Raw genomic sequence first — 13,098 nt, 5'->3', positions numbered from 1 at the left:
ATCCTTATGGACGATAAGCTCAAAACACCCACCAGAAAAAATGGCCGTCATCTTCGTGTTCCTGTTCTTCCTGATGAAGAAATTCAAATTAAATCGAATGCAGCTACTGCTGGCCTTTCAATTGCCGAGTACTTAAGACGGATCAGTCTCGGTTATCAAATTCAAAGTAGTGTTGATAAGGATTATGTACTGCAGCTAGCCAAAATTAATGGAGACTTAGGGCGGCTTGGGGGATTGTTAAAACTATGGCTGACTCAGGATAAACGTGTTGCGCACTTTGATCTCCAAACAATAAGAACATTGTTAAATCGTATTCAAACCACCCAGGATACGATGTTTGAAGTGGTGAAAAAATTATGATTATTCGCCATATTCCTATGAAAAAAACAAGACTTAGTAGTTTTTCAGGTCTTGTTAAGTACCTTTGTAATGAACAAAACAAACAGGAGCGTGTCGGCAAAGTCAGACTATCAAATTGTAATAGTATCGATCCCATTTGGGCTGTTCAGGAGGTATTGGCTACACAGGCTAAAAACCAGAGAGCGACGGGCGATAAAACCTACCATATGCTCATATCTTTCGCGTCAGGTGAAAACCCCTCAGATCAAGCTTTACGGAAAATAGAAGAAAGGGTGACGTCTTCCATAGGCTTTAAAGAACACCAAAGAATCTCAGTCGTTCATCATGACACAGACAATCTTCATATTCATATTGCGATTAATAAAATTCATCCCAAAACCTTTAATATGATTGAACCTTACAGGGCATATAAGACTTTTGCCGAGATTGCATTCAAGCTCGAAATTGAATTAGATCTTAAAATAACTAATCATCAAACTCGTAAAAACCGTTCAGAAAACCTTGCTGACGATATGGAACACCATTCAGGTATTGAGAGCCTGATTAATTGGATGAAACTCCACTGTAAAGAAAAAATTGAAGCAGCTAATAGCTGGATGGAGATTCATAGTGTTTTGGCAGAACATGGATTAATGATGCGTGTTAAAGCTAATGGTTTTGTATTTTGCAATGCCCAAGGACTTACCGTAAAAGCAAGTTCAATTTCCAGAGCATTTTCTAAAAAAAATCTCGAATCCAGGCTAGGTTCATTTATATCATCTCTTTCTGAAGATAATGTTCTCTCGCCTAATGTTTATCGTTATGAACCATTAAATAAAAAAGTACTTGGTTCCAATCTATATGCTGAATATCAGCATGAAAAATCACACAATAAACCCTTTATTACAGAAAAGCTCAAGCAGTTACGCGAGGCTAAAGTCAAACTTATTGAAAAGGCGAAAAAGCGAGGGCGAATTAAACGAGCGGCTTTAAAATTAATGAACCTTTCTAAAGTACAGAAAAAGTACTTATATCAGCACATAAACAAAACGCTGCTTAATGATATTAATAACATAAGGAAAAATTACGAAAAGGAACGTAGCCGTCTAATAGACTCTCGCCAAAACAAAACCTGGGCTGATTGGCTGAAACAGAAAGCGCAAGGTGGCGACCAGGATGCTTTAGTGGCAATGCGTTATCGTAATCGTAAAAATAACCATGATTACACCATATCGGGTACAGACTCAGTTTTTCCTTCTTTAAATTTTGGACAAATCGACTCTGTTACTAAAGAAGGAACTGAGATTTATAAAAAAGATAACAGTGTTATTAGAGACAATGGAAAAGAAATTATCATTTCTAAAGGCGGGTCTATTCCTGCGCTTAAAAGAGCATTGGAAATGGCAAGGCAGCGCTATGGTGACTGTATTTGTGTGAACGGGTCGCCACTATTTAAAAAGATTATTTTGCAAATTGTTATTCAATATCAAATGCCAATCACGTTTGCTGATTTGGATTTGGAAAACCAACGTCAAAAACTAAATTCTGAACAGGAGAAATCTCATGAACAATCAAGATCAAACGGACAAAACCATCGAGGAAGAACTCCAGGAGGCTATGAAGCTTCTGGAACAACCAATGGATATAGAAGAGCTAGTACAAAGCCCAACTCTTTCTGCTTTAGAAAAGGCTCGCCAGCCCAAGATCACAACAGCCTGCGAAACCTGTCCAAATGCGATGTGGTTCAGTTCACCGGAGGAGGTCAAGTGCTATTGCAGGGTGATGCACATGATCAGCTGGAGCGGCAAGGATTCCAACCTGATAACAATGTGCGACGGAAAGTTCCTAGATTAAAGTGGAAACGAAAAAATCACAAACAATAGATTAATTAAAGCTCAGTTTCATATTGATAGTGAAATCAAATCAAAATTATTGGATAAAAAGGTATTCATGAGTCGATTGACACAACTTCTATTTTCAATAGCCTTAGTAGCATTGTGTATACTTGACATATACCCCATCCAGGTATATACCTATAGGGGTATATAGGAGAAAAATTATGCCCAAACATCCAGAGCATCATCAGGAGTTGTCCCGACTAAATCGAGTGACAGGCCAACTTGAAGGTATTAAGCGGATGATTGAAGAGCAGCGTTATTGTGTGGATATTTTGTCGCAATTGCGTGCTGTTCGTAATGCGGTAAAAACTATTGAGCTCGGCGTGCTTGAGCGCCATGTTTTAAATTGTCTTAATGAGGTTGCTTGCCATGGCAGTCAGGAATCGCGTCAGGAAAAAATGGATGAGATAATGGGCTTGCTTAAAAAATACGATTGAGGTGAATGATGAGTCCACATAATCACAAAACCCAGCACACCAAAGAGGAGCACAGTTGTTGTGTTCATCAACATAAAAACCCTCCTGTGTCTCGTGTTGATAAAACGACAGAAAATACAATGTATACCTGCCCAATGCATCCGCAAATTCGTCAAGACAAACCCGGAACTTGTCCCATTTGCGGCATGGCGCTTGAACCTGAACAAGTGAGTTTAACAGAGCAAAAAAATCCTGAATATCAGGACATGTTTTGGCGCTTCATTGTGGCTTTTATCGCCAGTATTCCCATTGTTATCTTAGCGATGGGTGAACGCTGGTTGAGCGCATCGATTCCAGTGTCCTTATCCTTATGGCTTCAAGCAATGCTGGCCACAGTAGTGGTTTGGGGTTGTGGCTGGCCATTCTTCGTTCGAGGTTGGCAATCGCTTCGAGCACAACGACTGAATATGTTTACTCTAATTGCCTTAGGTACGGGAGTTGCCTGGGGGTATAGTTTAGTAGTAGTTATTTTCCCCCAATGGTTTCCCCTTCATTTGCAAGAAAATGGGATGATTCCGGTATATTTTGAAGCGGCAGCAGTCATTACGACTTTGGTGCTTTTAGGTCAAGTATTGGAGTTGAAGGCGCGAGAGCGCACAGGAGATGCTATTCGCGCGTTGCTTCATTTAAATCCTACAGTCGCTCACCGATTAAATGATCATGACAAAGATGAGGATATTACACTTGATGAGGTGCGCGTAGGGGACAGATTACTAGTGCGTCCGGGTGAAAAAATCCCGGTTGATGGGGAGTTGATTCAGGGTCAAAGCGATGTCGATGAGTCCATGCTAACCGGTGAACCTATGCCTGTTGCAAAAGAAATAGGCAATCACGTCATTGGTGGGACCCTCAATCAACAAGGAAGCTTCATTATAAAAGCCGCCCAGGTGGGCAAAGATACGTTACTTGCTCGTATTATTACCCAAGTCAGCGAAGCGCAACGCACTCAAGCTCCTATTCAACGGTTAGCCGATGCTGTGTCAGCCTGGTTTGTGCCATTGGTTTTAGGGATTGCAGGGCTTTCGTTTCTCGTCTGGTTTTTAATAGGGCCTGAGCCTTCTTTAAGTTATGGACTAATTGCTGCTATTTCCGTACTGATTATTGCCTGCCCTTGTGCTTTGGGGCTTGCAACGCCTATGTCAATCATGGTGGGGATTGGTGAAGGCGCACGACGTGGTATCTTAATTAAAAACGCAGCTTCTTTAGAGCTATTACGAAAAGTCGACACACTTGTTGTGGATAAAACAGGAACATTGACTCAAGGCCATCCGGCGTTAACCCAAATTATCCCAAGTAAGCATTGGCAAGAAAATGAACTGCTGCGTCTTGCGGCATCCCTTGAGCGTCATAGCGAACATCCACTGGCTAAAGCCTTACGTGATGAAGCGCTAAAACGCCAAATTACTCTGGAAGAGGCTACAGATTTTATTGCAGTCAGAGGTAAAGGCGCTCAAGCCAAAATCAATGATGCGATTATTGCCATTGGCAATGCCCATTGGTTGTCTGTTCCTGATGATGAGATTCCTGATGCGGCATTAACAGCACAAAAAGAGGGAGCTACTGTGATTTATCTGACGGTCAATAAACAATTAGCCGGTGTCTTTACAGTAGCCGACCCTATTAAAGAGTCGAGCCAACATGCGGTCGCCTCCTTAATAAAAAAGGGCATTCAAGTTATCATGCTCACCGGTGATAATGCCATGACAGCTAAAGCGGTAGCGCAACACGTAGGCGTTCAGAACGTCATTGCTGAAGTATTGCCGGATGAAAAAAGCAATGTGATTCGCGAACTACAACGAAAAGGACATGTGGTCGCAATGGTTGGTGATGGCGTTAATGATGCGATTGCTTTGGCAACAGCAGATATTGGTATTGCGATGGGAACGGGTAGTGATGTAGCGATTGAAAGTGCTGGTATGACGTTATTATCGGGCGATTTAAATAAGCTTTTGGAAGCCTATGAGCTCTCCGTGCATACGGTAAAAAACATCCATCAAAATCTCTTTTTTGCCTTTATTTATAATGCACTGGGTGTGCCTGTCGCGGCAGGTGTTCTTTATCCACTAACAGGGTTATTGCTTAACCCGATGATAGCTGGCGCTGCTATGGCGCTAAGTTCAGTGTCAGTGATTGTCAATGCGTTGCGTTTGCGCCATAAACTGGCATGATAGAACAAGAATAACTATATAAAAAAACCAATGTATTTTAGGGACAGAGTATACATCATGATGAAACAAAGCTGGGGCTTAAAGTATTTGGTGGTGAGCATTATGGTGCTAATGCCAGTCCTCGTATATGCCAAGCCTCCTTTAGGTCTTAAAGAGCTCACCCAGTTGGCTATTCAACACAACAAAGATTTAAAAGCAGCGCGTTTCGCCATTGCAATTGCGGAGGCTCGTCTGATTCAAGCAGGGTTATGGTCTAATCCGACTTTAAATTTAAATAATAATGATGATAGGGTATTTAATAACGAGGGCGAATATTCTCGCAGTATCAATTTTAATCAAGCTTTTCCCATCTCCGGCCGTATAGCTAAGCAAAAAATCATCGCGCGTATCGATATTGTTCGCGCACAAGCTGAGGTTTTTGAGGCAACACGCCTACTCAGTGCAAAAGTCGCGAATGCCTATTATGCAGTGGTAGTTGCCGAAAATCGCATGCAACAACTTAATTATCTACAAAATATTAACCAGGAATTAGTGCGTGTCATTCATAACCGTTATCATGCTGCCGAAATTTCTAAATTGGATGATAACTCTGCCCGCATCGAATACGCACGCATTAAACAAGAAAAACAACTGGTAAAAACTCAGTTGATAAGCCAATACGCACTCTTAAATCAACTTATAGGACAAGCTCCTAATACACCGTTGCCAGTTCAAAAATCCATTAAGATAGCAAAAAATCTTCCTCCTTTAGGAGTACTTACCCAGCACGCCTTGAATCATCGTCCTGACAGACGAGGGCTATTGTTAGCAGGCCAGCGTGCAGGGGCTGATAGACGCCTGGCACAAGCTGAACGCTTTGCCGATTGGAATGTAGGTGTTGGGGTACAGCAAGATAAAATTGTGGTGGAAGGAGCGCCTCCCCAACAAGCAGACCGCACCTTAGGTATTTCGTTATCGATTCCACTGCCGTTATTGAATCGTAACCAGGGAAGAATTTTAGAAACAAGTGCAACAGGCACCCAGGCAATGATGTCCATTGATGCCTTAAATCTTACTATTGAAACAGAAGTCGCCAGCAATTACGGTCAACTTAATGCACTTAAAACAAGTGTGGTACAAACGCAAGGAACCTCTCTTCGTTTAGGACTTGAGAATGTGACACTTGCCCGTGAAGCCTATCAAAATGGGCAAGTCTCTTTTCTTAACGTCTTGCAAGTCCAACGGCAACAAAACGAGGTACAGATGGCCTACTTAACGACCGTGGGGCAGTATTTTCAATCCTATGTCGCCTTATGTACCGCTATTGGAGCACCGCATTCAAGTGGATTCTGTTCTTATTTATCCCCAACCAAGGAAGTGACCAAATGATTCATGCACCTCATCGTATCTGTCAAAGGGTAGGGTTTCTTTTTTTACTGGGTGTTCTCATTCATCCCTCATGCCTGATGGCGCATGGAGAGGAAATTGAAGTAAATGAATCGGGTCCTGCACAAACTGTTACACTGACGCCCGAACAAACAAAGATGTTGGACATTGAGGTATCTGAAGCAACTTCTCGTCCTATGGGTGAGTATTTGATATTAAATGGTCAAATCCAATTGTTACCCAACGCACAAGCCGATGTCAGTGTACGCATTAGTGGTGCCGTGACTGAACTGGTTGCCAACCTAGGCGATACAGTGACCAAAGGACAGGTCTTGGCTACCGTGCAATCTCGTTTAATTGGCGATCCTCCACCCAGTGTGGCGGTAAAAGCGCCCATATCAGGTGTTATTGATGCACGCAATGTCAATTTAGGACAAGCAGTAGAACCTAATACCGTTTTGTTTCACATCAGTAACCGCGCGCAATTGTTGGCCATTGCCCAAGTGTATGAAGAAGATTTAGGCAAAATTAAAGTAAGCCAAGACGTCAATGTACATGTTTTAAGCTATCCAAAACGTATTTTTCCAGGAAAAATAACACTTATTGAGCCCAATTTAGATCCCTTAACGCGCAGTGTTAACGTACAAATCGGTCTTGATAATAAAGAAGGACTACTAAAGCCTGGTATGTTTGTGCGTGCTAATGTGGTACTGCGCTTTACCCAAGCGGCACTCACAATACCTAATAACGCCGTACTTGAAATTGATAACGCTACTTTTGTTTTTGTAAAGAATGGCAAAACTTATGACCGAACGATAATCAGTATTGGCGCTCGTGATGAGAAGTACACCGAAATTAAAGAGGGTTTGGTACCGGGTGATGAGGTTGTGACTCAAGGAAATCGCCAATTGTATACTTTATCCTTAAGCGGTGGCGGCACCCAAAAAAAGGGTGAGAAGGAGTCCCACTAATGTTTACTCGATTAATTGCTTGGTCAATCCATAATCGTCTTTTGATTTTAGCCTTAACGCTTGTTCTTTGTCTTTTAGGTGGTTACACCTTAAAACAAATGCCGGTGGATGTATTTCCGGAGTTTGCTCCACCGCAAGTTGTTGTACAAACCGAAGCGCCTGGTATGGCAACCCAAGATATTGAAACGCTGATTACCTATCCATTGGAAAGTGCCATTAATGGCACGCCAGGGGTTGCTAGTGTACGTTCTAAAACCTCCGTTGGTTTATCAACAATTACGGTGGTTTTTGATGATAAAACTGATATTTATCGAAATCGGCAACTCGTTAATGAGCGTATTCAACAAGTGAGCAACAGACTTCCCCCAGGCGTAAATCCACCGGTGATGCTCCCCGTTACCTCAGCTGTTGGCTGGCTTGTAAAATATGCCTTAATCAGTGATACACAAAGTCCTGAAACATTACGTACGATTGCGGATTGGACAATTAGACCCAGGATTTTGGCGTTAGGCGGGGTCGCTTCTGTGGTGTCCATTGGCGGAGAGGTGAAACAATACCAGGTGCGTTTAATTCCTGAACGGATGCTTGCGTATGCTATTACCATTGAAGAGGTACGGCAAGCGTTAACAACAGCCAACCAAAATGTGCCTGGTGCCTTTGTTCACCAAGCAGGTAGCGAGCTTGTTGTAGGGACGATGGGACGAATCCAATCCTTGGAGGATATTAAAAAAACCGCCATTACCGTACGAAAAGGGGTTCCAATCACTATCAATAACGTGGCAATAGTCGCCTTTGGTGGGGAAATTAAGCGCGGAGATGGTGCGTATAATGGGAAGCCTGCGGTGATTGGCACTATTTCTAAAGCATTTGGTGCCGATACGGTGACAACGACCGCCAAAGTGGAGGAAGCATTAGAACACATTAAAAAAACACTTCCCGCAGGGGTTGAGTTAAATACCGAGGTCTTTCGTCAAGCCAATTTTATTGAATCTGCAATTCATAATTTAACCCGTGCACTTTTAGAGGGCGCTATTATTGTTATTGCCATATTATTTGTGTTTTTAATGAATTGGAGGGCTTCATTCATTACGTTTCTTTCCATGCCTGTATCCTTTGTCATTGGTTTATTAGTATTGCACTATTTTGGCATTGGTATTAACTCGATGACGCTAGGTGGGATGGCCATTGCAATTGGGGAGGTGGTGGATGATGGCATCATCACCGTAGAAAATGTGGTGCACCGATTAAGAGTAAACCGCCAAGAAATCCATCCTCTACCCGCCATCGAAGTCGTCTTTGACGCCGTTCTTGAGATACGAAGCTCAGTCGTATATGCCACCATTATTATTAGTCTCGTCTTTCTGCCCATTTTCTTTCTGTCAGGAATTGCTGAACGCATTTTTAGTCCTTTAGCCATTGCATATATTGCTTCTGTCTTGGGCTCACTAGTGGTGTCTATTACCATGGTACCTGCGCTTTGTTATCTCTTATTGGTTCGAGGTCAGGAAAAAACACGCGATACTGATGTGAGTTTGCATGCATTGTCTCAGCGCGAGCGTCACTACGGATTAGAGCAAAAGGATGGGCAGGAGACTGAGTCTGAAACACGTTTTGTAGTGGGGCTTAAGCGTTATTTTTTAATTGCATTACACTGGTCTTTAGCACACCTTAAAACGGTAATTGCCATCGCACTGGCCGCTTTTTTGTTTGCCTTAGCCTTACTTCCTTTTTTTGGTACTTCTTTTTTACCGGAGTTTCATGAGGGAAATTTCATAGTGGCCATGAGTACCTTGCCTGGCACGTCGTTAGAAGAATCAATGCGATTAGGACAACAGGTGCAAAAAACCTTACTGCGCTACCCCCAAGTTATCTCTATTTCCCAACGTGCTGGACGAAGCGAGCTTGATGAAGATGCATTGCCCCCCAATGTCAGTGAATTTGATGTGCGTCTTGATTTTGATAAAGATAAATCCATGCCTCCAGATGAATTATTACGACGTATTCGCGCTGATTTAGCCAATATTCCAGGGACTGTGTTTAATGTCGGGCAATTTATTGCTCATCGCATGGATGAGGTACTATCCGGGGTTCGTGCGCAGGTGGCAGTGAAGCTATTTGGTGATAATTTATCCACGTTAAATGAGTTGGGACGCTCTTTAGAAGCAGTCTTAAAATCTGTTCCAGGTGTGGTCGATGTCAACAAAGAGCAGCAAATTAATGTGCCGCAAGTCATTATAAAAATTGACCGTGAAAAAGCAACACGTTATGGCGTGAATGTGGGGCAGATTTCTGAAGACGTCCAGGTGCTTTTAAACGGGGTGAGTGTATCGAGTGTTCTAGAAGGCCAGCGTACGTTTGATTTATACCTTCGTATGGATAAGACCGGTCGTGACAGCATTAAAGCTATTGAAAACATGCTCATTGATGCACATGGTCAGGCAGAGGGAAATTTAGGCCAAATTCCTTTGCGTGCGGTGGCTGAAATTAAGGTCGAACCACAACCTTTTGCCATTAATCGGGAAAATGTCCAGCGGTTATTGGTGATTGGCTTTAACGTCCAGGGACGTGATTTAGGCAGCGTAATAGCAGAAGTAGAGCAAGAAGTGCAAGAAAAAATTAAACTTCCAGCGGGGTACTTTATTCAATACGGTGGCCAATTTGAAAGCCAGCAACAGGCTTCCAAAGTGATTCTGACCTTTGGTGGTTTGGTTATTTTTATTATGCTTATTTTGCTGCACAAAGCCTTTGGTACCTTTAGAGAAGCTCTGTTGGTCATGTTTAATTTACCTTTAGCGTTAATTGGTGGGGTCATTTCGCTCTATATCGCCAGTGGTGAGATGAGTGTGGCGGCAATGATTGGTTTTATTACCTTGTTTGGGATTGCCGCACGAAATGGGATTATTTTAGTTAGTCACTATAATCAATTGCGTTTGCAAGGAAAAACTCGTGAGCAAGTGGTTATTGATGGTACGCTCGATAGATTAGTGCCTGTGTTAATGACGGCAGCTACCGCAGCGCTTGGCCTTTTTCCACTCCTTTTGGGATCACCTGCCGGAAAAGAATTAGAACGGCCTTTAGCCCAAGTACTATTAGGCGGGTTATTGACGTCAACGGTGCTTAATATGTTTGTGGTACCGACAGTCTATAATGCCATCGAACAATGGCGCGAAAAACGAAGTGCTTTAAAGGATAAACAACCAGGAGAAACACTATGAAGCAAATACAGCGTAACAGTAAATCGGTATGGCTTAGTTTAATCATGAGCCTTTTTATTTGGACAATACCATTAGAACTTTTTGCCAATACAAATGAACCTCCCAAAATAACTATCCCTTCCACTGTTCCTGCCATTTGGAAGGCTATAGAGGAACATAGTGCATCGATAAATCAGGCATTAAAAGAAAACCAATTAGCTTCCATTCATGAGCATGCGTTTGCTATTCGCGATTTAGTCAATGCACTTCCTGCTAAAAGTCTGGATTTATCGGATGAACAGAAAAAGACTTTGCAGAATAACTTAAGCTTTGTTGCGCAATTGGCTACACGTCTTGATAAAACAGGTGATGCAAACGATAAAGAGGGGACACAAGCGAATTGGGATAAATTGGAAAAGATATTAACTCAATTACGCGAGCTTTATCAAACCCCACAGTCTAATTAAGGATTACATTAGATGAAATTGTTTTATTGTGTTCAAGGAGTACTATTAAGTACGTTGGTTTTAGGACAGGCTCTTGCAAGTCAAGAGCCTGTACCTCCTAAAGCGAGTGACCCTACAGTATTGTTGATTAAAAAATTCCAAACCGAAGTCGATGGGAAACCAGCCGAGTTGTTTCGCATTGAACAGCCCGATGGCACATGGGGATATAAAGGGGTCAAAGGTCAAGTATTTGATGCGATTGTAAAAAATCAAACGGATAAGCCGACCGTCTTACATTGGCATGGTCTTATTGTTCCTAATGATCAAGATGGGGTACCTTATGTGACGCAAGCACCTATTCCCCCAGGTGGCGAGTATCATTATCATTTCATACTTAAACAGTCTGGGACTTATTGGATGCATTCGCATCATGATTTACAAGTACAGCAATTTTTATCAGCGCCTTTGATTATCGCTGATCCAAACGATAAGGTGAGTGATAAAGAGGTTACTTTCTTTATCGGAGATTTTAGTTTTAAAAAACCAGAAGTGATTCTAAGTGAGTTAAAAAAAGGGCAAATGACCCACATGCATCATGGCAGTGGGATGTCTTCTATGCCTATGGATAATGCGGCACCTGATTTAAATGATGTCAATTATGATGCTTTTCTCACCAATTATAAAACTTTAAAAAATCCTCAAATCGTTCCCGTTCATCCAGGAGATACTGTTCGATTACGTTTCATTGCGGGTTCTGCAATGTCCAATTTTTTTATTAATACAGGTATTTTGAAAGGAGAGGCAATCGCACTCGATGGCCAATCGATTCAACCTGTACAATCTGAGCAATTTCAACTGGCTGTGGGGCAACGACTTGATGTCCTGGTGACTATTCCCCAGGGTGAAGCAGCATATCCTATTCTTGCTCAAGGCGAGGGGACGCAGATGCAAACGGGTTTAATACTCGCAACGCCTAAAGCGATTATTCCTAAACTTAATGAAATAAGTTCAAGTAAAGCAGGGGCTTTAAATTATGATCAGGAGTTTCAATTTAAAGCATTAAATCCACTGCCTGATAAAACACCTGGCCAAATCTTAACCGTTAATCTAGAAGGCGATATGATGCGCTATGTATGGACTATTAATAACCAAAAGTGGCCAGACATCAAACCTTTAATAGTTGATGAAAATAAACGCGTCGAAATGGTCTTTAACAATAAAACCACCATGGCTCATCCTATGCATTTGCATGGTCATGTATTTGAAGTAACTGAGATTGATGGTAAAAAAATAAAGAATGGTTTGTTGCACGATACGGTTATTGTGTTGCCGAAATCAACAGTGAACATTCAATTCGATACTGATAATCCTGGTAATTGGATGATGCATTGCCATATGCTGTATCATCAAGAAACGGGCATGATGACCCTAGTGAATTATCAAGATATTAAATTGCCAAAATTAATGATGCACCATTCGTTGTAAGCTCCATTGCAGTATCTGCAAGGAGCTTGAACATTAAGCCATTTTTTCGCATTCTTCAGCACATTGATAACATGCATCGGCACATCGCTTGCAGTGTTCCATGTGCTGATGCTTACCGCATTCATCGCCACAAGCCCGGCAAATTTTAGCACATAATCCACAAATTTCTTTAATAAAGGATGAGCCCCTGGCCATCATCTCTGCCGCAAGGGCGCAGATTGCTGCACAATCACGATCCAATGTAATACAACAAGCTAAGTCTTTACGGTTGTCTTCTTCGCTGCAAGCCGTTGCGCAATGCTCACATTCAGCCACACATGTTTGGCAGGCTTTAATACAGGCCTCATACTGTTGGTGGGACATGTTATTCTCCTTTGGATTGTTCACTTCCATACCATTGATTACGCCATGTTTTTAATTGCTCAATTTCTTTTTGTTGGGCGTCAATGATTTTCTGAGCCATTTCTTTGATTTCAGGATGTGTTGCATTTTTTAAAGCATCTTCTGCCATCATAATGGCAGCCTGGTGATGAGGTATCATCATATCAATGAAGCGTTTATCGTATTGGTTGTCTTTTTTTCCTAACTTGTCCATCATCATTTGATCCATGGCACTTTGGCATTTGGTCATTGAGCCCATCATACAAGCACAATTTTCTTTTGCCCAAAGTGTATTAGGGATTGTAATGGTAAGCGCAAGACTGCCGATAATTAACAATTTTTTAAACACTAGGCTTCTCCTTGTCCAGTTTTAAG

The 13,098-nt window shown here is 42.0% G+C and carries 11 protein-coding genes; 9 read left to right on the top strand and 2 right to left on the bottom strand.

Features of this window, described 5'->3' with window-relative positions; genetic code table 11:
• The first annotated feature begins 6 nt into the window (after positions 1–6).
• The 9 genes from traJ (at position 7) to E1O89_RS13895 (ending at position 12,342) form a co-directional block, all read left to right on the top strand.
• A complete protein-coding gene (gene traJ / locus E1O89_RS13935; RefSeq protein ID WP_133140683.1) occupies positions 7–360 on the top strand; it encodes a conjugal transfer transcriptional regulator TraJ in 354 nt (117 codons plus the stop codon).
• Positions 357–2,222 carry a TraI/MobA(P) family conjugative relaxase gene (gene traI / locus E1O89_RS13930; protein WP_133140682.1) on the top strand — a complete coding sequence of 622 codons (1,866 nt, stop codon included), beginning with the start codon at positions 357–359 and terminating at the stop codon, positions 2,220–2,222. Before traJ ends, traI begins: the two co-directional genes overlap by 4 nt.
• Before the next feature lie 176 nt (positions 2,223–2,398).
• Positions 2,399–2,674: a metal-sensitive transcriptional regulator gene (locus E1O89_RS13925; RefSeq protein ID WP_133140681.1), complete on the top strand. Its 276-nt coding sequence runs from the start codon at positions 2,399–2,401 to the stop codon at positions 2,672–2,674.
• An 8-nt stretch (positions 2,675–2,682) separates the two neighbouring features.
• Positions 2,683–4,881 (top strand): copper-transporting P-type ATPase, encoded by a 2,199-nt coding sequence (locus E1O89_RS13920; RefSeq protein WP_133140701.1) that lies wholly within the window; start codon positions 2,683–2,685, stop codon positions 4,879–4,881.
• 57 nt (positions 4,882–4,938) lie between these two features.
• Complete coding sequence (locus E1O89_RS13915) at positions 4,939–6,249, top strand: TolC family protein (RefSeq protein WP_133140680.1); 1,311 nt, start codon at positions 4,939–4,941, stop codon at positions 6,247–6,249.
• Complete coding sequence (locus E1O89_RS13910) at positions 6,246–7,217, top strand: efflux RND transporter periplasmic adaptor subunit (protein ID WP_133140679.1); 972 nt, start codon at positions 6,246–6,248, stop codon at positions 7,215–7,217. The genes E1O89_RS13915 and E1O89_RS13910 overlap by 4 nt, the downstream gene beginning before the upstream one ends.
• Positions 7,217–10,432 (top strand): efflux RND transporter permease subunit, encoded by a 3,216-nt coding sequence (locus tag E1O89_RS13905; protein WP_133140678.1) that lies wholly within the window; start codon positions 7,217–7,219, stop codon positions 10,430–10,432. Before E1O89_RS13910 ends, E1O89_RS13905 begins: the two co-directional genes overlap by 1 nt.
• Positions 10,429–10,878 (top strand): transporter, encoded by a 450-nt coding sequence (locus E1O89_RS13900; RefSeq protein ID WP_133140677.1) that lies wholly within the window; start codon positions 10,429–10,431, stop codon positions 10,876–10,878. Before E1O89_RS13905 ends, E1O89_RS13900 begins: the two co-directional genes overlap by 4 nt.
• A 12-nt stretch (positions 10,879–10,890) precedes the next feature.
• Entirely contained in the window at positions 10,891–12,342 is a 1,452-nt protein-coding gene (locus E1O89_RS13895; RefSeq protein ID WP_133140676.1) for a multicopper oxidase family protein, read from the top strand.
• Positions 12,343–12,375: 33 nt separating this feature from the next.
• Here E1O89_RS13895 and E1O89_RS13890 read toward each other — a convergent pair whose 3' ends face one another.
• Positions 12,376–12,705, bottom strand: a complete 330-nt coding sequence (locus E1O89_RS13890; protein ID WP_133140675.1) for a four-helix bundle copper-binding protein — start codon at positions 12,703–12,705, stop codon at positions 12,376–12,378.
• A 1-nt stretch (position 12,706) separates the two neighbouring features.
• Positions 12,707–13,072, bottom strand: a complete 366-nt coding sequence (locus E1O89_RS13885; protein WP_262337530.1) for a DUF305 domain-containing protein — start codon at positions 13,070–13,072, stop codon at positions 12,707–12,709.
• Between the last annotated feature and the right edge of the window lie 26 nt (positions 13,073–13,098).

This window comes from Legionella genomosp. 1, from assembly GCF_900640215.1.
Taxonomy (GTDB): domain Bacteria; phylum Pseudomonadota; class Gammaproteobacteria; order Legionellales; family Legionellaceae; genus Legionella_C; species Legionella_C quinlivanii_A.
This window is presented reverse-complemented; position numbering and strand designations above follow the sequence as displayed.

Bases quoted from the DNA above. Each gene is read 5' to 3' on its own strand.
- traJ (WP_133140683.1), top strand. From the start codon at position 7: ATGGACGATAAGCTCAAAACACCCACCAGAAAAAATGGCCGTCATCTT.
- traI (WP_133140682.1), top strand. From the start codon at position 357: ATGATTATTCGCCATATTCCTATGAAAAAAACAAGACTTAGTAGTTTT.
- E1O89_RS13925 (WP_133140681.1), top strand. From the start codon at position 2,399: ATGCCCAAACATCCAGAGCATCATCAGGAGTTGTCCCGACTAAATCGA.
- E1O89_RS13920 (WP_133140701.1), top strand. From the start codon at position 2,683: ATGAGTCCACATAATCACAAAACCCAGCACACCAAAGAGGAGCACAGT.
- E1O89_RS13915 (WP_133140680.1), top strand. From the start codon at position 4,939: ATGATGAAACAAAGCTGGGGCTTAAAGTATTTGGTGGTGAGCATTATG.
- E1O89_RS13910 (WP_133140679.1), top strand. From the start codon at position 6,246: ATGATTCATGCACCTCATCGTATCTGTCAAAGGGTAGGGTTTCTTTTT.
- E1O89_RS13905 (WP_133140678.1), top strand. From the start codon at position 7,217: ATGTTTACTCGATTAATTGCTTGGTCAATCCATAATCGTCTTTTGATT.
- E1O89_RS13900 (WP_133140677.1), top strand. From the start codon at position 10,429: ATGAAGCAAATACAGCGTAACAGTAAATCGGTATGGCTTAGTTTAATC.
- E1O89_RS13895 (WP_133140676.1), top strand. From the start codon at position 10,891: ATGAAATTGTTTTATTGTGTTCAAGGAGTACTATTAAGTACGTTGGTT.
- E1O89_RS13890 (WP_133140675.1), bottom strand. From the start codon at position 12,705: ATGTCCCACCAACAGTATGAGGCCTGTATTAAAGCCTGCCAAACATGT.